The 23,675-nt window shown below is 73.5% G+C and carries 17 protein-coding genes and 1 pseudogene; 12 read left to right on the top strand and 6 right to left on the bottom strand.

Annotated features, from left to right (window positions below):
* Positions 1 to 302: 302 nt before the first annotated feature.
* From OG245_RS03440 to OG245_RS03490, 11 genes are all read left to right on the top strand, one after another.
* Positions 303 to 1,490 carry a glycosyltransferase family 4 protein gene (locus OG245_RS03440; RefSeq protein ID WP_371622063.1) on the top strand — a complete coding sequence of 396 codons (1,188 nt, stop codon included), beginning with the start codon at positions 303 to 305 and terminating at the stop codon, positions 1,488 to 1,490.
* The gene (locus OG245_RS03445) at positions 1,487 to 2,206 is read left to right on the top strand and encodes a class I SAM-dependent methyltransferase (RefSeq protein ID WP_030083088.1); all 720 of its coding nucleotides are present in this window, start codon (positions 1,487 to 1,489) and stop codon (positions 2,204 to 2,206) included. The genes OG245_RS03440 and OG245_RS03445 overlap by 4 nt, the downstream gene beginning before the upstream one ends.
* Positions 2,203 to 6,699: an alpha-(1->3)-arabinofuranosyltransferase family protein gene (locus tag OG245_RS03450; RefSeq protein ID WP_371622064.1), complete on the top strand. Its 4,497-nt coding sequence runs from the start codon at positions 2,203 to 2,205 to the stop codon at positions 6,697 to 6,699. Before OG245_RS03445 ends, OG245_RS03450 begins: the two co-directional genes overlap by 4 nt.
* Entirely contained in the window at positions 6,699 to 8,027 is a 1,329-nt protein-coding gene (locus OG245_RS03455) for a condensation protein (protein ID WP_371622065.1), read from the top strand. Before OG245_RS03450 ends, OG245_RS03455 begins: the two co-directional genes overlap by 1 nt.
* Positions 8,024 to 8,749, top strand: coding sequence for a class I SAM-dependent methyltransferase (locus tag OG245_RS03460; protein ID WP_215110677.1), 726 nt, complete (start codon positions 8,024 to 8,026; stop codon positions 8,747 to 8,749). The genes OG245_RS03455 and OG245_RS03460 overlap by 4 nt, the downstream gene beginning before the upstream one ends.
* Positions 8,750 to 8,753: 4 nt before the next feature.
* Positions 8,754 to 9,647 carry a hypothetical protein gene (locus OG245_RS03465; protein ID WP_371622066.1) on the top strand — a complete coding sequence of 298 codons (894 nt, stop codon included), beginning with the start codon at positions 8,754 to 8,756 and terminating at the stop codon, positions 9,645 to 9,647.
* Positions 9,648 to 9,763: 116 nt separating this feature from the next.
* Complete coding sequence (locus OG245_RS03470; RefSeq protein ID WP_007453982.1) at positions 9,764 to 9,982, top strand: Trm112 family protein; 219 nt, start codon at positions 9,764 to 9,766, stop codon at positions 9,980 to 9,982.
* Positions 9,979 to 10,749, top strand: coding sequence for an FkbM family methyltransferase (locus tag OG245_RS03475; protein ID WP_371622067.1), 771 nt, complete (start codon positions 9,979 to 9,981; stop codon positions 10,747 to 10,749). Before OG245_RS03470 ends, OG245_RS03475 begins: the two co-directional genes overlap by 4 nt.
* A gap of 49 nt (positions 10,750 to 10,798) precedes the next feature.
* Positions 10,799 to 11,530 carry a GntR family transcriptional regulator gene (locus tag OG245_RS03480; RefSeq protein ID WP_371622068.1) on the top strand — a complete coding sequence of 244 codons (732 nt, stop codon included), beginning with the start codon at positions 10,799 to 10,801 and terminating at the stop codon, positions 11,528 to 11,530.
* Between the two features lie 195 nt (positions 11,531 to 11,725).
* Entirely contained in the window at positions 11,726 to 13,024 is a 1,299-nt protein-coding gene (locus OG245_RS03485; RefSeq protein WP_371622069.1) for an amidohydrolase family protein, read from the top strand.
* Between the two features lie 105 nt (positions 13,025 to 13,129).
* The gene (locus OG245_RS03490; protein WP_371622070.1) at positions 13,130 to 14,509 is read left to right on the top strand and encodes an amidohydrolase family protein; all 1,380 of its coding nucleotides are present in this window, start codon (positions 13,130 to 13,132) and stop codon (positions 14,507 to 14,509) included.
* A gap of 59 nt (positions 14,510 to 14,568) precedes the next feature.
* Here OG245_RS03490 and OG245_RS03495 read toward each other — a convergent pair whose 3' ends face one another.
* Positions 14,569 to 16,461, bottom strand: coding sequence for a protein kinase (locus tag OG245_RS03495; protein WP_371622071.1), 1,893 nt, complete (start codon positions 16,459 to 16,461; stop codon positions 14,569 to 14,571).
* A gap of 20 nt (positions 16,462 to 16,481) precedes the next feature.
* On the opposite strand from OG245_RS03495, the pseudogene OG245_RS03500 reads away from it, so the two are divergent.
* A pseudogene (locus OG245_RS03500) lies at positions 16,482 to 16,961 on the top strand (formate dehydrogenase); the annotation flags it as partial.
* Positions 16,962 to 17,104: 143 nt separating this feature from the next.
* Here OG245_RS03500 and OG245_RS03505 read toward each other — a convergent pair.
* The 5 genes from OG245_RS03505 to OG245_RS03525 all read right to left on the bottom strand — a co-directional run bounded on the left by OG245_RS03505 (position 17,105) and on the right by OG245_RS03525 (position 23,648).
* Positions 17,105 to 17,263 (bottom strand): hypothetical protein, encoded by a 159-nt coding sequence (locus tag OG245_RS03505; protein ID WP_371622072.1) that lies wholly within the window; start codon positions 17,261 to 17,263, stop codon positions 17,105 to 17,107.
* Between the two features lie 7 nt (positions 17,264 to 17,270).
* Positions 17,271 to 19,799: an ATP-dependent Clp protease ATP-binding subunit gene (locus OG245_RS03510; protein WP_371622073.1), complete on the bottom strand. Its 2,529-nt coding sequence runs from the start codon at positions 19,797 to 19,799 to the stop codon at positions 17,271 to 17,273.
* 111 nt (positions 19,800 to 19,910) lie between these two features.
* Complete coding sequence (locus tag OG245_RS03515) at positions 19,911 to 21,650, bottom strand: acyl-CoA dehydrogenase family protein (protein WP_371622074.1); 1,740 nt, start codon at positions 21,648 to 21,650, stop codon at positions 19,911 to 19,913.
* Between the two features lie 79 nt (positions 21,651 to 21,729).
* Positions 21,730 to 22,290 carry a PadR family transcriptional regulator gene (locus OG245_RS03520; protein WP_371622075.1) on the bottom strand — a complete coding sequence of 187 codons (561 nt, stop codon included), beginning with the start codon at positions 22,288 to 22,290 and terminating at the stop codon, positions 21,730 to 21,732.
* 62 nt (positions 22,291 to 22,352) lie between these two features.
* Positions 22,353 to 23,648: a cation:proton antiporter gene (locus tag OG245_RS03525; RefSeq protein WP_371622076.1), complete on the bottom strand. Its 1,296-nt coding sequence runs from the start codon at positions 23,646 to 23,648 to the stop codon at positions 22,353 to 22,355.
* Positions 23,649 to 23,675: the final 27 nt, after the last annotated feature.

Below are 23,675 nucleotides of genomic sequence, written 5' to 3' on the forward strand. Positions count from 1 at the left end.
GGCAAGTTGTTGCACCGGTGAGTAGCCGGTCGCGTACCCGTGCCGAAAACTGTCTATCCCCACCAGAGCACGGCCCCCCGGTCTCGTCCCCGTCCACCCCTCTCCTCTTCACTTCGTCATCACCCTCATCACCCTCATCACCTGTTCTCCCTCATCACTCTTCCCGATCCCTCGCCCCGCGGCCGGCTTCCCGGCCCGGCGCACCCCTGTCCCGGCCCCCCGGTACGTCCCCGCTCCGAGCGGCCCTCGCCCCGAGGGCCGCTCCCCGGAGTCCCCGTCCCCCGAGCCGAGTTGGAGCACCCATGCCCCAGCACGTCCCTCCCCCACTGCTTGACGCCGTCGCGCGCCCGGGTCAGGGCCCGGCGCCCGCCACGGTCCCCGCGACCCCGAGACGTATCGTCTTCCTCGCCCATCGCGACCTGGGCAATCCGGCCGCCGGCGGCTCCGAGCTGCTGGTCGACCAGCTCGCCCTGGGGCTCACCGAGCAGGGCCACGACGTCACGCTGCTGTGCGGCGGACCGGCCGCCCGGCGGCCCTACCGGGTCGTCTCGGCCGGCTCCGCGCTGGGGCACTACGTCGGCGCGCGGTCCGCGTTCGCCCGGCAGGTCGGCTCGTGCGACCTGCTCGTCGAGGTCTGCAACGGCATGCCGTACCTGGCCCCCCTGTGGCACCGCGGACCCACGGTCTGCCTGGTCAACCATGTGCACACCGATCTGTGGGACATGCGCTTCCCGACGCCGGTGGCCCGTGCCGGACGCAAGCTCGAACACTGGGCGCTGTCCCGCGCCTACCGCGACCACCTGATGATCGCGGTGTCCCCGTCCACGGCGGGCGCGCTGCGCGAACTGGGCGTGCCCGACCGGCGGATCCGGGTGGTGCACAACGGGGTCCAGGAGCCGAGCCCGCAGGGCGAGCGGTCCGGCACACCGCTGTTCGTGGCGCTGGGCCGGCTCGTCGACTACAAGCGGATCGATCTGCTGCTCCAGCTCTGGGAGCGGGTCCGGCCGGTCACCGGCGGGCGGCTCGTCATCGTCGGCGACGGCCCCGAGCGGGCCCGGCTGGAACAGCTCGCCGGTCCCGGTGTGGAGTTCGCCGGTCATGTGACCGAGGCGGAGAAGCACCGGCTGCTCTGCGCCGCGTGGATGCTGCTGCACCCGGCGGCCGTGGAGGGGTGGGGGCTGGTGGTCACGGAGGCCGCGGCCAGGTCCACCCCGACCCTGGGCTTCGACGTGCCGGGGCTGCGCGACTCCGTCGAGGACGGTGTGACCGGGATCCTCGCGCCCGGGGCGTCGTCCTTCGCCGCCTCCTGGTGCGCGCTCGCGCTGGACGACGAGCGGCGCGAGGCGATGGGCAAGGCGGCCCGCGAACGGGCCGCCGACTACCGGTGGACCGCCAGTGTGCGCCGGTTCGCCGCGGTCGCCGCCGAGGCGACCGCCGGCGCCGGGGCCGTGGTCGGCCCGGGCGTCCCGGTGATCGGCGCGAGCGCGTGAAGGACCCCTCGTTCCGGCGGTCGGCCGCCCTGTTCCGCGCCTTCCTGCGCGAACAGGGCGACCCCGCCACGGCGTACACCCTGCTGGCCCGTGACGCGGCCGACCAGGTCGAGCGGCACGGCCCGCTCCGCGACAAGGTCGTCGTGGACATCGGCGGCGGCGACGGCTACTTCACCCGCGAGTTCCGGCGGCGCGGCGCGCACAGCTACCTCTTCGAACCGGATCCGGCGGAGATCGGCCCCGGGCAGCGCGCGGACACCGTCGTCGCCGACGGCTATCTGCTGCCGCTCGCCGACGGCGCGGCCGACGTCTGCTTCTCCTCCAACGTGCTGGAGCACGTCGCCGATCCGCACACCTTCCTCAGCGAGATGGCGCGGGTGACCCGCCCCGGCGGCCTCATCTACGTCTCGTACACCAACTGGCTCTCCCCGTGGGGCGGCCATGAGTGGGCGCCCTGGCACTACCTCGGCGCCGAACGCGCCCGGAGCCGCTACGAGCGGCGCACCGGCGGCCCGGCCAAACACCGGCTCGGCGAGAACCTCTTCAAGATCGGCGTCGGGGAGACCCTGAGCCACGTCCGGAGCCGCTCCGACGTGGCCGTCGTCTCAGCCCGCTCACGCTACTGGCCCGTCCTTCCCCAGCTCGTGCCGCGCATCCCCGTCCTGCGGGAATTCGCCACCTGGAACCTCCTCCTCATCCTCCGGCGGTGTTCATGACCAGCGCTGTCCACCCACCCCGGTCCACGGCACCCGAGGGCGCGGGTCCCGCGCCCTCGGGTCCAGCCGACGGACCGCCCACGCCCCGTTCGCGGCGGTGGCTGCTGGGCTTCTGGGCCGCGGTGTTCGCGGCGTTCCTCGCGGTGTCGCCCGGCCGGATGACGTTCGACACGAAGCTCGGCGTCGTCGTGGACCCCTGGCGCTTCCTGGGCGACCTGGGCGAGCTGTGGCACAGCCGGGCCGGGTTCGGCGGGATCGCCGACCAGTACGTGGGCTACGCCATCCCGATGCTGCCGTACTACGGGGCCGCCGACCTGCTGCACGTACCGGTCTGGCTCGCGGAGCGGCTGTGGCTGTCGCTGATCGTGGCGACCGCCTTCTGGGGTGCGCTCCGGCTGGCGGAGCGGCTGGCCGTGGGTTCTCCGGCCACCCGGCTGCCGGCCGCGGTCGCGTACGCGCTGTGGCCGACGTACACCATCGTCGTGGGCTCGACCTCGGCGGCGGCCCTGCCGGGCGCCCTGCTGCCGTGGGTGCTGCTGCCGCTGACGGACCCGCGCCTCGCGCCGAGGATCGCCGCCGCCCGCTCCGCGCTGCTGATCCCGCTGATGGGCGGCGTCAACGCCGCGTCCACGCTGGCCTCGCTGCTGCCGGTGGGGCTGTATCTGCTGTCCCGCCCCGGCGGGCCGCGCAAGCGCGCCCTGCTGGCCTGGTGGATCCCGGGCGTGGTCCTGGCGACCGCCTGGTGGATCGTTCCGCTGCTGCTGCTGGGCACCTTCGGCGAGAACTTCATGCCGTACGTGGAGTCCTCGTACACCACCACGACGACCATGTCGGCGACCGAGGTGCTGCGCGGCGGCGGGAACTGGGTCGGCTATCTGAACTTCGGCGAGGCCTGGCTGCCCGCCGGCTGGACCGTCGCCACCGCGACCGTCACCATCCTGGGCTCGTCGCTCGCCGCCGCCCTGGGTCTGGCGGGCCTGGCGCGCCGTGATCTGCCCGAGCGCCGCTGGCTGGTGCTGACCGTGCTGAGCGTCGCGCTCATCACGCTCGCCGGCTACGGCGGTGCGCTGGGCGGGCTGTTCCACGGGACCGTGCAGGACTGGCTGGACGGCTGGCTGGTGCCGTTCCGCAACATCTACAAGTTCCAGACGGGTCTGGCGCTGGCCCTCGCCCTGGGCCTCGCGCACCTCACCGCGGTGGCCTCCGTCGCCGCGGTGGCGCGTGGCGGCGGCAACCCGGTGCGCGCCCGCCGGCTCGTGCCGGTGATCGCCGCGGCGCTCGTGCTGCCGGGTCTCGCCTGGCCGTACGTCAACGGCTCGATCCTGCAGACCGGTTCGTTCCAGCAGCTGCCCACGTACTGGGAGACGACCGCGAGCTGGCTGAAGAAGAACGCGGCCGACGACCGCGCCCTGGTGGTCCCCGCGACCGCGCACGGCATCTACACCTGGGGCTCCCCGATCGACCAGCCGCTCGACGTGCTGGCGAACTCGCCCTGGGCGCAGCGGGACTACGTGCCGTTCGGCACGCCGGGCAACCGGCGGGCGATGGACGCCGTCGAGCAGGCGCTGACCACCGGCGGCGAGGTCCCGGGACTGAGCGAGTACCTCAACCGGGCGGGACTGCACCATGTGGTGGTCCGCAACGACCTGGATCCCGACCAGTTGGGGTACGTCCCCACGACCACGGTGAAGCGCACCCTGGAGGCGTCCGGGTACAAGCGCGTCACCGGCTTCGGTCCGGTGATGACCGGCGGCCGGATCGCGGCGGACACCCCCGTGCAGGTCGAGGGCCTCTATCCGCGGCAGCGGGCCGTGGAGATCTACGAGCCGCCCGCCGCGACGGAGCGTCCGGGGCGGGCGACCACGTCCCCGGTGGCCTCGACGGCCGTCGTGAGCGGCGGGCCCGAGTCCCTGCTGCCGCTGTCGGCGAGCGGCGTGCTGAACGGCCGGCCGACCGTCCTGGCCGGTGACGCGCACCCGGGTCTGGGACGGCCGTCGCTGTACGCGGCGGGCGACGGGCTGCGGCGTGCCGACACCCGGTTCGGGCTGGTCAACTCCAACACCTCGTACACCTACACCGCCGACGAGCGCAACGCGGTGGAGGCCGCGCAGGATCCGGACCGGAGCCCCCGGCAGATCCTGCCGTCGTCCGGCGCGGAGCACCAGACGACGGCCGTGCTGCGCGGCGCCAGGAAGGTCAGCGCCTCGTCGGTGGGCAACTGGCTGTTCCACCTGCCGCAGTACGACCCGGTCAACGCCTTCGACGGCAACCCGGACACCGGCTGGGCGGAGGGGTCCCCGGGCTCTCCCGAGGACGAGTGGGTGCGGATCGACTTCACCACTCCGACGGAGCTTCCGGGCTCGCTCCAGGTGACGCCGCTGCCCAGCGCGAACGTGCGGGCCGCACCGACCGTCGTCCGGGTCGAGACCGAGCGGGGCCACAAGGACAGCCCGCTGAAGCCGGACGGATCGGCGCAGACGGTGGCCGCGCCCGCGGGGCAGGCCTCCTGGCTGAAGGTGACGATCCTGGAGTCCCAGCAGGGACGTCCCGGGCTCACCGGTGCCGGTTTCACGGACATCGCGATCCCCGGGGTGCAGGTGACCCGGATGCTGGAGCTGCCCTCCGACGCGCCCCGTGAGGGCGCGGACTCCACGGTCTACTCGCTGCGGCGGGGCAGCGACCCGGGCGGTCTGTCGTCGGTGGCGGCCGAGGTCGGCCTGCACCGGCAGTTCACCGCCCAGGAGGCGGGCCCGTACCAGGTGTCCGCGAGTGCGGTGCCGGTGCCCGGCGAGGAGCTGGACAAGCTGCTGTTCGAGCTGACGGGCGAACGGGACAGGATCGAGGTGAGCGCCGACTCCACCGCACGGCTGGGCACCAACCTCAGTGCGCGCAACCTGACCGACGGTGATCTGACCACGGCGTGGATCGCGGGCGAACGCCCCACGCTGCGTCTGTCCTGGCCGGAGAAGAAGGAGGTCGGGGAGATCGTCTTCGCGGCGGCCGGCGGTCTGTCCACCCGCCCCGAGCAGGTGCAGATCAGCTCCCCCGACGGCACGGCGGTGGCCTCCGTGGACGAGAACGGCATGGCCCGCTTCTCGCCCATCAGGACCGACCGGATGGACATCACCATCTCGCGTCAGGCTCCGCTGACCGTCCACAACCCGGTCGCCGACGACCAGTTGCAGTTGCCGGTGGGGCTGAGCGAGGTCTACATCCCGGCCCTGGAGGAGTACCGCTCGCCGCAGCCGAAGCCGGACAAGAAGTTCAGCCTGGCCTGCGGAAAGGGTCCGGTCCTGTCCGTCGGCGGTACGTTCCTGGAGACCCGCGCCGAGGGTCTGGTGCGGGACCTGACGCAGCGCCGCCCCATCGAGGTCACGCCGTGCACCGAGGGCGGCACGGTGGAGCTGGCCGCCTCGTCCACCACGGTCGAGGCGGGTGACGCGGGGCCGCTCGCCATCACGGACGTCTCGCTGAGCAACGGGACCTCCGAGGCCTCGGCGGGCACGCCGCGGCCGGTGGACGTCGAGCGGGGCGACGGCGACCGGCGCACGATCGCCGTCGGCGCGGGCGAGGCCTCCTACCTCCAGATCCACGAGAACCACAACACGGGCTGGAAGGCCACCCTGGACGGCAAGGAGCTGACGCCGCTGCGGATCGACGGCTGGCAGCAGGCCTGGCTGATCCCGGAGGGCGAGGGCGGCAAGGTCACCCTGGAGTACGAGCCGGCCCGGATCTACCAGGTGGGTCTGATCGGCGCGGGTGTCCTGCTCCTGGCGCTCGTGGGGCTCGCGTTCGTGCGCCGGCGGGGAGCCGAGCCGTACGCGGCCGAGGAGCAGCCCGTCGTGCCGGGTCCGGGTCTGGTCCTGGGCACCGTGGCGCTCACCCTGGTGGGGGTGGTGATCGCGGGGCCGCTCGCCCTGGCGGTGCCGGTCCTCGCCGTACTCGCCCACTTCCGGCCGAGGCTGCTCGCGCCGGTCGCGTTCGCGGCGATGGCCGCCGCGGGTGTCGTCGCGGCGGTGGGCACCGGGGAGACCACGGCGGCGGGCGAGGGCGCGTTCGGTGCGACGGCCCAGTTCCTCGCTCTGGTCGGCCTGTTCGCCGCACTGGTCACGGCCGGGCGCGAGCCGCTCGGCAGGCGGGCCGCCGGGGGCCGGGGCACGGCCGCCGCGGACGGCGAGGCGCCCACGGTTCCGGCGCAGGCCACCGCCACTGCGGGCCGGACGGTGTCCACCGACCCGAAGCGTCCGCAGGGAACTCCGCCTCCCGCGCCCGGAATCGGGTACGGGTCGGCCTCGGGCTCGGGCTCGGGCTCGGGCTCGGGCTCGGGCTCGGGCTCGGGCTCGGGCTCGGGCTCGGGCTCGGGCTCGGGCTCGGGCTCGGGCTCGGGCTCGGGCTCGGGCTCGGGCTCGGACGAAGGTGACGGCGGTGACGGCCCGACGCAGCAGCCCGGCGGTCAGCAGCCGCCGCCGTCCCGTCCCGGAGGGAGCACCTGATGGCGACCACGCAGCACCCCCGGGCGCGGGGCGGTACGCCCCGGCCCGGGGCCCCGGGCCGGGTGCCGTTCCCGGTGGTCGACGAGGTGGCCCGGCACTGTGCGCAGGACGCCGAGCCGAACACCGTGCACATCGAGATCCATCTGCCCGGCCGGGTGGACGAGGCGCGGCTGCGCGCCGCGTTCGCCGAGGCGCTGGCCCGGCACCCTCGGGCCCTGATGCGGGAGCGCCCCCGGTCACCGTTCGCCCGGCGCTACGAGTGGGAGCTGACCGGGAGTGCCGACGCGGATCCGGTCTCCTTCCCGGCGTCCGCGCCCGGGGTCCTCGACCGGGCCCGGGCGCGGTCGCTGGACGAGGCTCCGCCGCTGACGGCTTCGCCGCCGCTGCGGCTCGCCGTGGTCGAGGAGCCGGGTACCGAGGGGTGCGTGCTGCTCTTCACCGTGCACCACACGGCGCTCGACGGCCCGGCCTGCATGCGGCTGGCGGCGACGGCCGCCGAGGTCTACGGCGCGCACCGCGTCCCGGCGGCCCCCGCACCCGCGCGGCCGGCGTCCGAGCCGCTCGTCGGGGAGTCCCCGGCGGCGCCCCTGGCCCGGCCCGCCCGGATCGCGGCGGGCTCGCCCGGGCCCGCGCCGGTACCGGGCAACGCGATGCTGCTGGTCGAACTGCCGGTCCCGAAGCGGGAGTCCGGCGCGCCGTACACGGTGAACGACCAGCTGATGGTGGCCACCGCGCTCACGGTGGCCGAGTGGAACCGGACGCAGGGCGCTCCGGGGGCCGACCGTCGGCCGCTGCGGATCACCATGCCGGTCGACGACCGCACCCGGGGCCCCGAGATGCCGATCGGGAACGGCACCCGGCTGGTGGAGGTCGGTTTCGCCGGGTCCGAGCTGGCGCCCGGGGCGGACATCCCGGCCCTGCTCCGGGCGACCGCGGAGCGGACCCGGGCGCTCAAGGCGCGCCCCCGGCCCCCGTTGGGCCGTTCCGCCTCCCTGCTGACCGCGCCGCTGCTGCCGGTGGCCGCCCGCGCCGCCCTCACCCGGGGGCTGCGGGTGCTGGCGGGGCCGTGGACCTCGACGACGCTGCTGAGCAACATCGGCCGGGTGCCGTATCCGCTGGACTTCGGGGAGGCGGGCCGGGCGACGGCCGTGTGGTTCTCCGCGCCCGCCCGGATGCCCCGGGGGCTGACGTTCACCACGGCGTCCACGGGCGGCCGGCTGCATCTGGCGCTGCGCTGGTCGCGCACCCTACTGGGCGACGAGGACGGCGTACGCCTGCGCGAGCTGTTCACCCGTCACCTGGCCTCGACGTCCTCGGAGACCGTATGACCGGCACCACCTCTCCCCCGCCCGGGCTGCGGGACTTCTACGAGAACCCGGCCGTTCCCGTCGCCTCGGGCGACGGGCGCACCCTGCGGCAGGCCCGGCTGCTGGCCGACGCGCTGGGCGCGCCGGGGCAGGTGATCCTCGACATCGGGTGCGGCGACGGCACGGCGGCGGCCACGGCGGCCCCGGTCCTCGCCGGTCACCGGCTGATCGGCGTCGACTGGTCGCAGGACGCGCTGCGCCGGGCCCGGCCCCGGATGGGGCTCGTGGTGCGGGGCGAGCTGGAGCACGGCGGGCTGCCGCTGGCCGACGGGTGCGCGGACGCGGTGCTGTTCAGCGAGATCCTGGAGCATCTGGTCGACCCCGACCAGGCGCTGGACGAGCTGCGGCGGGTCCTGCGGCCCGGCGGCCATCTGATGCTGTCCACCCCGAACCTGGCGGCCTGGTACAACCGGGCGCTGCTGCTCGCCGGGGTGCAGCCGGTGTTCTCGGAGGTCAGTCTGCGCGGCATCCACGGCCGCCCCGGCTCCGAGGTGGTCGGGCATCTGCGGCTCTACACGGCCCGTGCGCTGCGCTCGTTCCTGGCGGCGTCCGGCTTCGACGACGTGAGGATCACGGGCGCCCCCTTCCACGGGGTGCCGCGTCCGCTGCGGCTGCTGGACCGGGCGGCGTGCTCGGTGCCCGGGGCGGCCTCCATCCTGCTGGCCCACGCGCGGCGGAGGTAGCTCGATGTGGTGGGGCGTCGGCGCGGCGCTGGTCGCCAACGCGCTGTACAGCGTGGGGTTCGTGGTGGAGAAGCGGGCTCTCGGCTCGCTGCCCGCGCTCTCCGCCGGCCGGCCGCTGCGGGTGATCCGGGTACTGCTGACCAGTCCGCTGTGGATCGTCGGCGCGCTGGCGCTGGCGGCCGGGTTCGGGGCCCAGCTGATCGTGTACCGGGCGCTGCCGATCGCGGCGGCGCAGGGCATCTTCGTCTCCGGTCTGGTGCTGCTCCTGCTGTTGTCGTCGGCCGTGCTCGGCGAGGAGTCGACGGGCCGCGAACGCTATGCGCTGGGCGGGGTGCTGGTCGCCCTGCTGATGGTCGTGGCCTCGGTGCGCGAGGGCGAGGACGTGGTGAGCGGCGGGGCGCCGTGGGCCGTGGTGCTCCTGGTCTGCGTGCCCGCGCTGGGGGCGGGCGTCTGGCTGTACGTACGGGTCGAGAGCCGGGCGGCCAAACGGCACCGGGTCCCGACCAGCGGGATCGGGTACGGGGTGGCGGTGGGCCTGCTCTACGGAGTCAGCTCGCTGGCCATCAAGGGCACGTCCAGCCGCCTGACCGGCACCGATCCGGGCGAGGCCGCGTGGTCGCTGCTGGCGTCCCCGTATCCGTATCTGCTGCTGTTCACCGCGGGGGCCGGTCTGGTGATGTCGCAGACGGCGTTGCAGCGCTGCCGGGCCTCCCTCATCGTGCCGGTGTGCACCACGGTGACCAGCCTGTTCACCGCGGTCCTCGGGACGCTCGCGTTCGGCGAGACGCTTCCCGACGATCCGCTGCTGCTGACCCTGCGGGTCGGCGGCACGGCGCTCGCCCTCTCCGTCCTGCTGGCCATGCCGCGCCATGATCCGCAGCCCGCCGCACCGTCCTGACCCGGATACGGCACGCCGCATCCGACACCACACGACATCCCACGACACCCCGGACGCCCCGGACGCGTCCGACACCTCCGACACCTCCGACACCTCCGACACCGAGGAGCCACCCGATGAACCCCGACGACCCGCTGCTCGCCCTGCTGGCCTGCCCGCTCGACAAGGGCCCGCTGTCCCTGCTGGCCGAGGAGGAGGCGCTCTACAACCCGCGGCTGCGGCTGAGTTACCCGATCGTGGACGGCATCCCGCAGCTGCTGCCCTCATCGGGCCGGAAGGTCGGGGCGGACGACCACGAGCGCCTGCTCACCCGGCTCAAGGCCTCGGCCACGTGACCACGTTCGCCGCGGCGGTGGCGTCCCGGCTGCCCGAGGGGCTGGTCGGCTCGGCCGCCGTCGCCCTCTACCCGCGCTTCGAGCCCGAGCTCCGGCGGCTCGCCGACTTCTGCCCGCCGGACGGCGTCGCCGTCGACATCGGGGGCTGGTACGGCCCCTGGTCGCGGCGGCTCGCCGCCCGCTGCGCCGAGGTGGTCACCATCGAGCCCGTGCCGCATCTGGCCGAACACCTGCGCCGGACGCTGCCGTCGAACGCCCGGGTGGTCCAGGGCGCGGCGACCGACCGGACGGGCACGGCACAGCTGTGGTTCCCGGAGGGCGACCGGGGCGACCGGGGCGTGTCGTCGCTGGCCCGCCGCGACATCCACGCGCACAGCCTGGAGGTGCCGTCGATCACCGTCGACGGTCTCGGGCTGAGCGGGGTCGGCTTCGTGAAGATGGACGTCGACGGCGGCGAGCGTGCGGCGCTGCTCGGTGCGGCGGAGCTGCTGCGCAAGGACCGCCCGGCGCTGCTCATCGAGCTGGAGAGCCGGCTCGGACCGATCGCGCCCGCGGTCGACCTGCTGACCGGCCAGGGCTACGCGGGCTGGCTCCTGGCGGGCCGGCGCTGGATCGCGCTCGACGGGTTCGACCTGGTGGCCCACCAGGCCCGGACGGAGCACCTGGTGCACCAGGGCCTGCTGCGCCGGGCCTTCGTGCCGCACCGGGAGCGGTACATCAACTCGGTGCTCTTCCTGCCGGACGGACGGACCCCGGGCACGGCCTGACGGTCGCGGGCCCCGCGTATCCTCGGCCACGGGGCATGCCGAACGGAGGATGGCGTACGTGGCGGGCAGCAGCGCAGGGCGGGACCGGGCACGGCCGGACGGCCCCGGGAGCCAACGGGCCGGCGCCCCGGAGCGCACGTCGCTCAGCGCCCGCGCACGCGACGCGGTCCGGGAGCGGATCGTCGACCGCCGCTACCCGCAGGGCGCCCGCCTCGTGGAGCGCGAGGTCGCCGAGGAGCTGCGGATGTCCCGCGTCCCGGTCCGCGAGGCGCTCCGCGCCCTGGTGGGCGAAGGGCTCCTGGAGCTGCTGCCGCACAGCGGGGTCCGGGTGCGGCGGATGGAGCGGGACGACGTGGAGCACCTGTACGAGGTGTGGGAGCCGCTCGCCGTCCAGGCCTCCCGGCTCGCGGCCCGGCGGGTGGCGCGGTCCGCCCCGGCGGAGCCGCCGGGCGTCACCGCGCTGCGGACCTCCCTCGACCGGGCGGAGCAGGCGGCGTCCGACGACGAGGGGGCGCGCGAGGTGGCGGCCCATACCGCCTTCCACGAGGACATCGTGGCCCTGAGCGGCAACCCGATGCTGGCCCGCACCATGGAGCAGCTCAGCGGTCAGCTCCAGTTGCTGTTCGGGATGCGGGAGGAACCGGAGCACATGCGGGCCCAGCACGCGGTCATGTTCCGGTACATCGCCACCGGCGACGAGGAGTCCGCGGCGGCGAGCACCCTGCTGCACGTACGGGACAGCCGGGCCGTGGCGCTGCGGTCCCTGTTCGACGACGCCTAGCTTTGTATACCAGCAAGCCCCTCCCGGCAGGGAACCCTCTCCGTACCCCCTCCGCATTCACGTGACACGGTACAGAACTGCACGTTCTCCGCACACGGCAGGAGCGGAATCGCTCCTTCCCAGACCGCCGATCAGCCTGGTATACAAAATGCTCCCACGTTCGCTTCCGCTTGCCGCGGCCGAAGGAGCCTCTCCATGTGCGTCGACAACACCCCGCCACCTCCCGGCCGACTGACCCGACGAGGTGTCCTCGCGGGCGCCGCGGCCCTGGCCGGGACCTCCGCCGTCCTGGCCGGGGCCGTTCCCGAGGCGTCCGCCGCCTCGGGAGCGTCCCGCGGTTCGTCGGGCCGGGGCGGCGATCTGGTCGTGGACGGCGGCAGGCTGCTCGACCCGCTGACGGGCGAGGTCACCGAGGACGCGGTGGTCGTGATCATCGGTGGCGTCGTCCGCGCGGCCGGGCCCCGGGGCCGCCTCGGGACGCGGACGCCTTCCGGCGTACCGGTGCTGCGGGCCCACGGGCAGTGGATCCTGCCCGGACTGGTGGACGCCCATATCCACCTCAACACGGCCGCCGAGGCGCGCGACGCGGTCCTCAAGGGCGCGACCAGCGCGCGCAGCGGTTCGACCAACTTCTACCAGGACGTCGCCGTACGGGAGTTGGCCCGTCAGGCGCCGGAGCGGGCGCCCCGGCTCCGGGCCGCGGGGGTCTTCGTCACCCCGGATCTCGGCGACACGATCCTCGCCGACCCGGACCTCGCGCCGCTCGCACGGCTGCGCGACGGGGTGCGCTCGACCGAGGCACTGCGCCGGGTGGTCGAGGTCAACCTCGCCCGTGGGGCCGACACCATCAAGACCCGGGTGAACGAGCGCGCCGGGCTGCCCGAACAGGACCCGCTCGTCCAGGTCTACGACCACGAGCAGCTGTCCACGATCGTGGCGGCGGCGCGGCGCGGCGGAAAAGGGGTGCTCTGCCACAGCTACAGCGAGAAGGGCTGCCACGACGCGGTCAAGGCCGGGATCCGCTCCCTGGAGCACGGGGCGTTCGTCGGCGAGCGCACGCTGCGCGAAATGCGCCGCAGGGGAACGTACTTCACGCCGACGCTCACCGCCATCGCCGGGCTGGCGGAGTCCTCGGACCCGGTCCTGGCGGAGCGCGGCCGCACCTATCTCCCCGTGCTGAAGCGGGCGGTGCTCGCGGCGCACGAGCTGGGCGTCCCTCTCGCCGCGGGCACCGACTCCTCGGGCGGAACGGTCGACCCGATCGGCCGCGAGGTGGAGCTGATGCATGCGGCCGGGCTCTCCGCCCTGGACGCGATCCGCACGGCGACCACGGGTGCCGCGAGGCTCCTCGGATTCGGCTCCACGGCCGGCCGCCTGGCGCGGGGCTTCGCGGGTGACGTCCTGGTGGTGGACGGCGACCCGTTGGCCGACCTCGGCGTGCTGAGCCGCCCGGCGCGCGTGGTGCGGGCAGGGTTCCCCGTACCGGCCGTCTGACCGCGCCCGCACCCTCGGCCGTCCGACGGCGCCCGCACTCCCCCGCGCCCACTCCCCTTCCTCCGCCTCCTCCGCTCTCCCCGACCCTCCTCCGAAGGAGCCCCGATGCACGCCGACTCCACCGCCTCGCCGACCGCCGGTCTCTCCCGGCGCGGCATGCCGGCCGGTGCCGCCGCCCTCGCCGGCACCGCCGCCGCCCTCAACGCGCCGGGGGCCGAGGCCGCCGCGCCCCGGCCCGGCGGAGCCTCGCCGTCCGCCGCCGACCGGATCACGGAGCAGCCGCACCGCACGGGCGGTCACGCGCGCGCCACGGTGTTCACGAACGTGCGGCCCTACGGGGCGACGACGCCCGTCGACCTCACCGTCGTCGACGGCGTCATCTCCGCGGAGCCCGCGCCGCGCGGCGCCGAGGCCGTCGACTGCAAGGGCGGGATCGCGCTGCCGACCCTGGTCGACGCGCACATCCACCCCGACAAGACGGCGTGGGGCGAGCCCTGGGTGACGCGGAATCCGGCGGGCTCCATCGCGGAGTACACCGCTGAGGACGTGAAGCTCCACCACGCGCTGCGCACCCCCCTGAAGGAGCGTGCGGAGCGCCTGATGGGCCACGCCGTCACCCGGGGCACCCGGGCCATGCGTGCCCATGTCGACGTCGCTCCCGCCTACGACCTGGTGGGCGTCGAGGGCGTCGGATCCGCCCGCAGGGCCCTGCGGCACGCACTCGACGTGGAGATCGTCGCGTTTCCCCAGCACGGGGTGATCCGTACGCCGGGCACCGAGGAGTTGCTGGAGGAGGCGGCGCGCACCGGGGCGATCGACCGGGTCGGCGGCATCGACCCGATCGGCTTCGACGAGGCGCTCGACGAACAGCTCGACATCGTCTTCGGCATCGCCGACCGGCACTCCGTGGGTGTCGACATCCATCTGCACGAGCGTGCCGCGACGGGGCTGGAGTCGCTGCGCGCGATCATCGACCGCACCCGGGCGCTCTCGTTGCAGGGCAAGGTGACCGTCAGCCATGTCTTCTGCGTGCCCGGACTGCCCGAGCGGGAGCTCGACCGGCTGGCGGCGGACCTGGCGGACGCCGGGATCTCCCTGACGACCGTCGCTCCCTCGTCGGACCTGGTGCTGCCGATCGGCCGGCTGCGCGAGCACGGGGTCCCCGTGGGCCTGGGCTCGGACGGCGTACGGGACTCGTGGAGTCCGTTCGGCAACGCGGACATGCTGCACCGCTCGCACCTGCTGGCCCAGGTGCAGGACGCCCGCCTCGACGAGGAGCTGGAGGCGGCGTTCCGTTCGGGGGCCGACGGCGGCGCCCGGCTCCTGGGGCTGCCGGAGGTGGACCTGGGGCCCGGTTCGCCGGCCGACTTCCTGCTGGTGCGCGGGGAGTGCCTCCCGCAGGTCGTGGTCGACCTTCCGCGGCGCGAGATGGTGGTGCGCGCCGGACGGATCGTCGCCCGGGACGGCGAGCTCGTCGGTCGCTGACCGTCCGTGCCGGCCCCGCTGCCCGTCGATGACGGACGTGGGGCCGGGCACGGGTGACGTCAGCTCTGCTGCGCCTCTTCGGCGTTGCGCCAGACCGTGAGGTCGAGCGTGATGTAGCGGCTGGGGTCGTCCGGGCCCGCCTTGCCGCGGTAGGTCACGACAGCGATGTGTCCGGCCTTGCTGAGTACGCAGATCTGCGACCCGGACGTGAGCTGTTCGAGGTCGATCTTCTCGGTGTAGCGGGTCTCCTGCCGGCAGACCTCCAGCGAACCCTTCTGCGAGTTCTTCAGCACCACCAGCTTCCCGTTGGCGCTGCCCACCCGCTCGTCGCCGAAGAGGGAGTCCCAGTAGAAGTAGAAGTCGCCCTTGCCGTAACTGACCCCGCTGCCGGTGTCCTCCTGCGGCCGGGGCGGATGGTCGGCGAGCTTCAGGGCGTAGTTCGCCGTCATGTCGATGCCCTTGTACGTGACGGGCTCGGGATCGGCGGGCTTCTCCCGGGCCTTGTCCCCGGAGTCCGCCGTGTCCCCCGAACCGCCGCCGCTCGAAGCGCCGTTGGAGGACGACGAGGCCCGGTCGCCCTTGCCGGAGGTGTCGGGGTCGTCCGGCAGCAGGGAGCCGATGACGCCGAGGACGACCAGCGCGCCGATCACCGAGGCGGCGACGATCAGGCCCGCCCGCCCGGGGCGCGGCCCGGCGGGCTGGAAACCGGGCGAGCCCCAGCCGGACGGCGGGGAGCCGGGGTGCTGATACCCGGGCTGCTGGTAGCCGGGCTGGGCGAATCCGGACGGGTAGTGGGGCGGCGGGGTGGCGTAGCCCTGGGGGTGGGTGTTCTGCTGCCAGGGACCGGCCGGCACGCCTCCCGGCGTCCCGGGGAATCCCGGCGCCCCCGGCGCTCCGGGGCCGGTCTGCGTGGGGGCGGCGGCCACGGCGTAGCCGGTCGGGGTGTAGGGGTGGGCGGGGCCCGGTGCCGGGGGCTGCGGGGAGTACTGCGTCGGCGTGGGCGCGGGTCCGGTGGTGGGCTTCGGGGGCGGGGTGGGCGCGGGGGCGGGGAGTTGGTGGCGTTCGGTGATGGAGCCGGCGACTGCCCGCGGGAGCCAGTCCTCGCCCTGGCGCAGTGGTTCGGGCGAGATCTCGTGGCACATCCGGATGATGTCGGTGAGGGTGGGGCGGTCGGCGGGGTCGCGGCTGAGACAGCGGGTGACCAGGGGGCGCAGCGCTTCGGGCAGCCGGCCGAGGTCGGGGTCCTCGTGGACGATCCGGTAGAGGACGGCGTGCGAGGGGCCGTCGCCGAAGGCGGGCGCGCCGATCGCGGCGTAGGCGGCGATCTGGCCGAGGGCGAAGACGTCGGTGGCCGGGGTGACGGTGCCGACCGCCGCCTGTTCCGGCGACATGAACGCCGGGGTGCCGACGCTGACGCCGGTGCCGGTGAGGGCGGTCGTGTCGGCGGCGCGGGCGATACCGAAGTCGATCACCCGGGGCCCGTCGGCGGCCAGCAGGACGTTCGCGGGCTTCAGGTCACGGTGGACGATGCCGGCGCCATGGATGACACCGAGCGCCTCCGCCACCCCGACGGTCAGCAACAGCACGCTCCGCAACGGCAGTTGACCGTGCCGGGCCACCGCGTGCGCGAGCGAGGGACCCGGCACGTACGCCGTCGCCAGCCATGGCTGCGCCCCCTCGGTGTCCGAGTCGATGACCGGCGCGGTGTACAGGCCCTGCACCCGCTGCGCGGCCCGCACCTCCTGCTGGAAACGCCGCCGGAACTCCGGATCCTCGCTGAACTCCGCCCGGATCACCTTGATCGCGAGGGGACGTCCGCCCGGCGTGTACGAGAGGTACACCTTGCCCATCCCGCCCGCGCCCAGCACGGCGGCCAGCCGATAGCCCCCCACGACAGCCGGGTCGTCGGCCTTGAGCGGCTGGAACGGGTCGTTCGAAGGTGCGCTGCTCATATGGAACCATCCCCCTGGTCATGGCAGTCCGGAGCCTGCACACGCCCCGAAGATCAGACGAGAGCGTACCGAATGCCGGGGGCGGGTCGGGGCGTGCCGCGTCGAGGGTGTGCCGCGGCGGCGCACGGCCGGTACGTGGTCGAGGTCGACGCCTTCCCGCCTCCCGCCGGACCGGCCTTGCCGCTCCCCGGCGCCGGGTCCACTGCCCCGGGTGCGCGTGGCCGGACGACACCAAGGGCCTGCACCTGGACATCTGCGAGAACGGCATCAAGCACGTCACCTGGGAGATGACCCGCAAGCGCGTGGGCCGCGGCTTCTTCGCCGCGCACTCGGTGGCGGAGCTGTCCTGGTGGAGCGACCACGACCAGGAGAACCAGGGCCGGCTGACCGAGCCGATGGCGTACGACCCCACCTCCGACCACTACGTCCCGATCAGCTGGAAGGACGCGTTCGAGGTCGTCGGAACGACCCTGCGCGGGCTCGACAGCCCACACCGGGCGCAGCACCCAGAGCGACCGGCCGATCATGAAGCACGTCAAGGTGACGATCGTCCCGGCCGCCGGCTGACCGCTGAGCGAGCGGGACGCCCCCGGGAGGGGGCGTCCCGCTCGCTCATGTCGCTCATGCCGGCCCGGACCGGTGCCTACGTGTCCTTATCCGGGGGGAGATCCGCCTCCTCGCGGTCCTCCTCCAGGCGCTCGTCGAGTCGCTTCTCGTCCGGGCGGCGGGGCATTCCGCGGCTGTGGCCGGTGTCGGGGTCGCCCTCGACCTCTTCGTTCGACTTGTGGTGGTGATGGGACATCAGTCACTCACTCCTTGCCGTCGGGGGTGGCGGTCGCCGGGGTTCCGGCGGCGGCGTCGCCCTTGCGGATCGTGCAGTGCAGGGAGTCGTCGATCACATCGGCGACGATCGTGTCCCCCGGGTCGGCCTCGCCGCCGAGCAGCAGGGAGGCGACCCGGTTGTCCAGTTCGGTCTGGATCGTGCGGCGCAGCGGTCGGGCGCCGAACTCCGGCTGGTAGCCGTGGGCGACCAGGAGCTTCTTCGCCGCCCCGGTGACCTCCAGGGTCATGCCCTGGGCGTGGACCCGGTGCTTGCTGCGGTCCAGCAGGTGCTCGACGATCTCGGACAGGTCGGCCTCGGTGAGGCTGTGGAAGACGATGATGTCGTCGATGCGGTTGAGGAACTCGGGCAGGAAACGGCCCCGCAGGTCCTCCATCAGCTCGTCCTTGAGCTCGGCGGCGTCGCCCTGGTGGGCGAGGATGCGGTGGGCGCCGATGTTGGACGTCATGATGACGACGCAGTGGCGGAAGTCGACCGTTCGGCCCTGTCCGTCCGTGAGCCGGCCGTCGTCGAGGATCTGGAGGAGCGTGTTGAAGACGTCGGGGTGCGCCTTCTCGACCTCGTCGAACAGCACCACGCTGTAGGGGTTGCGCCGCACCTTCTCGGTCAGCTGGCCGGCCTCGTCGTAACCGACGTATCCGGGCGGCGCCCCGACGAGCCGGGCGACCGTGTGCTTCTCCTGGAACTCGCTCATGTCGAACCGGACCATGCGGTCGTCGGCGCCGAACAGCAGCTCGGCCAGTGTCTTGGCCAGCTCGGTCTTGCCGACGCCGGTGGGCCCGAGGAAGAGGAACGAGCCGACGGGCCTGTTCGGGTCGCCCATGCCCGCGCGGTTGCGGCGTACGGCTTCGGAGACCGCGGTGACCGCCTCGTCCTGGCCGACGATCCTGGCGTGCATCTCCTCCTCCAGCTTGAGGAGCTTCTCCTTCTCGCCGGCGGTGAGCTGGGAGACGGGGATGCCGGTGCGGCGGGAGACGATGTCGGCGATGTCGGAGGCGGTGACCGAGACGACGCCCTCGCGGCGCTCCTCGATCCCGGCGAGCTCGCCCTCCACCTCGGCGATCCGCCGCTTCAGTTCGGAGGCCTTCTCGAACTCCTCGCCGGCGACGGCCTCGTCCTTCTCGCGCCGCAGCTTGGCGAGGCGGTCCTCGCGGCTGACGACCTCGGTGGAGCGGTTCGCGCTGCGCAGCCGTACGCGGGCCCCGGCCTGGTCCATCAGGTCGATGGCCTTGTCGGGCAGGAAGCGGTCGCTGATGTAGCGGTCGGACAGCTCGGCCGCCGCGGTGAGGGCGCCGTCGGCGAAGCGGACCTGGTGGTGGGCCTCGTAGGCGTCCCGGAGCCCTTCGAGGATCTGTACGGTCTCCCCGACGGTCGGTTCCGGGATGAGGACGGGCTGGAAGCGGCGCTCCAGGGCGGCGTCCTTCTCGATGTGCTTGCGGTACTCGTCGATGGTGGTCGCGCCCACGACGTGGAGCTCACCGCGCGCGAGGGCGGGCTTGAGCATGTTGCCCGCGTCCATCGAGCCCTCGCCCGTGGCGCCCGCGCCGACGACGGTGTGGAGTTCGTCGATGAAGAGGATGATCTCCCCTTCGGCCTTCTGCACGTCCTCGATGACCTTCTTCAGCCGTTCCTCGAACTGACCCCGGTACTGGGCGCCGGCGACCATGCCGGACAGGTCGAGCGAGACGACCCGCCTGTCCTTCAGCGTGTCGGGCACCTCGCCCGCGACGATGCTCTGGGCGAGGCCCTCCACGATGGCGGTCTTGCCGACGCCGGGCTCGCCGATGAGGACGGGGTTGTTCTTGGAGCGCCGCGAGAGGATCTCGATGGTCTGCTCGATCTCCTCGGCCCGCCCGACGACGGGGTCGAGCTTCCCCGCCTTCGCCTCCTCCGTCAGATCCCTGCCGAACTCGTCCAGGGTCGTCGAGGGCTGCTTCCCCCCGCCGGAGGCCCCGTCCCCGCCCGCCGCCCGGTCCGTGGCGCCGCGCAGCTTCCCCACGTCCAGGTCGTCCGCGCCCAGGAAGCGGGAGGCCCCGGAGTCCGCGTCGTCGATGAGCGCGCCCAGGATGTGCTCGGGGCCGATGTAGGACACTCCCGCCGCCTGCGAGCGGGCGTAGGCGGCGGTGAGGGTCCGCTTGGCCGCCGGGGTGAGACCTGGCTCGGCGGACGGTTCGACCGACTCCCGGGGCAGCACCGCGTCGAGCTGTGCCGCGAGGTCGTCGGGGTCGACCCCGGCCCGGGAGAGCAGCCCGCGCGAGGGCTCGACCTGCGTCGCCGCCCACAGCAGGTGCTCGGTGTCCAGGTCCGCCGTTCCGTCCTCGGCCGCCTTGCTCGTGGCCCGGCCCAGCAGTTCGTGGGAGGACTCCGTCAGCAGCCGCCCGATCGGGACGCGCTGCATGGCCGGGGGCGACGACGCGGGCGACATGCCGAAGAACCGGTTCAACAGGTCACTGAACGGATCGGACGGACCGAGGGGTGAACCGAACGCCATCGACATGTCAGCTCCAGGGGACGAGGGGGGCTCTCCCACTCAAACGCGATGTCCACCGCCCCGCAAACGGAACGGGTCCTGGCCCGCCGCCCCGCCCCGCCCCCGCCGGGTGGCGGGCTACTCCGCCATCTCGTACGCGCCCGACAGCGCCTCGACGCGCTCCCAGATCCGCTCGGAGCGGGCCGCGTCGACGACGGGGCGGCGGACCGCGCCGAGCGCCCAGTCCTGCTGGTCCTCGGTGGCGGAGTCCTTGCCGTGCAGTTCTACGGCGTGTGCGGAGAAGTCGCGCACGAGCACGGCGAACAGTTCGTCCAGCAGTTCCTCGTCCAGGCCGGTCAGGCGGGCCTGCTCCAGGATCAGCTGGCCGTGGACGACGAGCGCGAAGAGCTGGCCGACGGCGAGGAGGAGGTCGAGGTCACGGCTCTGCTCCTCGTCGGGGGCGGCCGTCCCGACGAAGGCGCACAGGGCGTCCGCCTGCTCGCGGAAGCGGGCGACGTTCGGCACCTCGGCGTACGCGTCGAACGCGGGGCGCCAGTCGTGGAAGCGTACGGATCCGAGGCCGCGCGCCGGTCCCTGCCGGAAGAGGAACGCGTCGTCGGCGGCGTCGAGGCGGGTCGGGACGGCCGGGTGGTCGACCGGGGCGAGCAGGTGGTTGCGCAGGAACTTGAGGATCAGCGCGAGGTTCACGTGGACCGTGCCCTCCAGCTTCGGCAGGCCCCGGATCTCGACGGCGGCCTGGGCGAAGTAGTTGTCCTTCTCGAAGCCCTTGGCGGCGATGACGTCCCACATGAGGTCGATGACCTTCTCGCCCTCCGTGGTCACCTTCATCTTCGTCATCGGGTTGAAGAGCAGGTAGCGGCGGTCCTCGGGCCCGGCGGAGCGGAAGTAGTCGACGGCGCGGTCGCTGAACAGCTTCATCCCGACGAGCCGGACGTAGGCGTCGGTCAGCTCGCGGCGCACGTGCGGGAAGGCGGTGACGGGGCGGCCGTAGAGGATGCGGTTGCTCGCGTGGGTGACGGCCTCGTACATCGCGTGCTCGCAGATGCCGATGGAGGCGGTGCACAGGTTGAACTTGCCGACGTTGACGGTGTTGAGCGCGGCGTCGAACGCGGCCCGTCCGGTGTGCAGGATGTCGGCGGGGGCCACGGGGTAGCCGTCGAGGCGGAACTCACTGACGTACTTGGAGGAGTCGACGACGTTCTTCACGAGGTGGTACGCCTCGTGGCGGCTGTCGGCGGCGAAGAAGACGTAACCGTCGGGGCCCTCCACGTCCGTGCGCCGGCCGAAGACCGAGACGAGACCGGCGGCGTTGCCGTTGCCGATGTAGTACTTGGAGCCGGAGGCCCGGAAGCCGCCGTCGACCGTGCTGTCCGGCTCCAGCAGCATGTCGGTGGAGTAGATGTCGGCGCCGTGGGTCTTCTCGGAGAGACCAAAAGCGAACACCTCGCCCTGGGAGAGGAGTTCGGCCGCCCGGTCGCGGGCGGCGGCGTTGTCGCTCTGCCAGACCGGGCCGAGACCGAGAATGGTCACCTGCCAGGCGTACCAGTAGTCCAGACCGTAGAACCCGAAGATCTCGTTGAGCGCGGCGATCCGGGCGGTGTCCCAGCGCCGGTCCGTCTCCGCCCCGTCCACCGCGGCGGAGGCGGGGGTGAGGAAGGTGGCGAACAGCCCCTCCTTCGCGGAGAAGGCGAGGAAGTCCCCCAGCCACGCGCGGGAGCGGTAGTCCTCGATCAGCCGGCGCTTGCCGCGCTCCTCGAACCAGTCGACGGTGGCGCGCAGCAGCCTGCGGGTCTCCGGGTCGAAGTGCTGGGGGTCGTAGGTACGCGGGTTGAACAGCAAGGACGCGGACTCAGCCATGGCGGTGCCTTCCGGGAAGGTGAGGGTCGGGAAGGGGGGAGGGTCGTGATGGTTGCGGAGGTGGCGGCGCGGGAGCCGTTCAGGCGTCCGGAGCCGCGAGCCGGTCGAGGGTGTCGAGTACGTCGTCGAGCCAGGCGATCGTCATGCGCTCGTACGCGATGCCGCCGCGCAGCACGACGTGCTGGAGCTCCTGGCCCGCGTCCGCGGGCGCGGGGGCGTCGGGCCCGGTGAAGTCGCGCAGTTCCCCGGCGAGGTAGTGCGCGAGCCGGTCCCGGTGGACTAGGTGGTGCCGCTCGACCTCGCGGATCAGGGCGGCCGGGTCGTCGAAGGCCGCGCCCCGGATCTTCACGGCGAGGTCGTGCCGGAGGCTCTCGGGCTCGATCGGCTTGTGCAGCCATGCGGCGAGGGCCGCGCGGCCGGGCCCGGTGACCGAGTACTCCTTCTTGTCCGGCCGGCTCTGCTGCGGCACCTCGCGGACCAGCAGCAGGCCGTCGGTCACCATCCGCCCGAGCACGCGGTAGATCTGCTGGTGGGTGGCGGTCCAGAAGTACCCGATGGACCGCTCGAACCGCCGCGCCAGCTCATAGCCGGAGCCGGGCTTCTCCAGCAGGGAGACGAGGATCGCGTGGTCGAGGGCCATACCGCGATCCTCGTATGCAACTCGTTGCATAGACAAGTCGTGGGGCCCCGGTGAGACACGGCTCACCCGCTCCCGGGGCCGGGGCCCGTGCGGGCATCGCGTCGGGAGGACTCGGCCGAGCGGCGGTCGAGGTAGGAGGTCACCGGGGCCGCCGCTACCCCGTGGACCACCACGGAGATCAGGACGGCGAAGACGACGACCGCCCATATCTCCCTCTCCAACGGGCCGAAGTCCCCCTCCCCGAAGGCGTAGGCGAGATAGAAGAGCGAGCCGATGCCCCGGATCCCGAAGAAGGCGACGGCCGCGCGCTCCTTCGGCCGGCCCGGGCCCCGCAGCTGGGCGAGCAGGCCGGCGGCCGGGCGGATGAGGAGGTGCAGCAGCACGCCGACCGCCGCACCCCTCCAGGTGAGCGCGGCCAGTCCGCCCGAGGCCACATAGGCGCCCACGCCGAACAGCAGCAGGGCCATCAGCAGGCGTTCGATCTGCTCGACGAAGGCGTGCATCACCTGGTGGTAGCCGTGGCTGTGCTCCGACCGGCGCAGGGTGCACGCGGTGACGAAGACCGCGAGGAAGCCGTAGCCGTGCAGAGCCTCGGTGAGGCCGTAGGCCAGGAAGGTCGCCGCCAGCGCCACGAACCCCTCGCCCTGTTCGGCGAGCCGCAGCGATCCGGCGCGGGACCGGAAGAGCAGCCGCCCCAGCAGGAGGCCGATAGCGAGGCCCGCCGCCACACCCACGGAGGTCCGTACGAGCACGTCGCTCCAGACCCAGTGCCTCAGCCAGCCCCCGGTCCAGCTCTCCCCCGCGGCGGCCAGCGCGATGGCCGCGAGGACGAACGGAAAGGCGAGGCCGTCATTGAGTCCGGCCTCGCTCGTCAGCGCGAAGCGGACCTCGTCCTCGTCGTTCTTCTCGGCGGACGGCTCCCCCACGCGCACCTCGGAGGCGAGCACGGGGTCCGTCGGCGCGAGGACCGCGGCCACCAGGAGCGCCACGGACACCGGCCAGCCGAGCAGTCCCCACACGGCCAGCGCCGTCGCCCCGATCGTCAGGGGCATCGCCAGCCCGAGGAGCCGCCAGGCAGAGGCCCAGGGCCTCCACCCGAAGGGGCGGTTGATGGCCAGCCCCGCTCCCATCAGCGAGACGATCACACAGAGCTCGCTGAGGTGGTGCACCCAGAGGCGGTCGGCGACCGGGTCGATCTCCGGCAGCGGCAGCGGCGTCAGGTAGAGGGCCACTCCGGCGGCCAGGAAGACGATCGGCACGGAGACCGGCAGACGGGAGAGCAGCCGGGGCAGCACCGCGGCGAGGAGGGCCCCGATGCCGAGGCACCCGTACACCGCGCCCTCGGTGGTGATCGTCACGTCCGGCCTCGTCCTCCCCTGCGGGTC

Source organism: Streptomyces sp. NBC_01116, assembly GCF_041435495.1.
Lineage (GTDB): Bacteria > Actinomycetota > Actinomycetes > Streptomycetales > Streptomycetaceae > Streptomyces.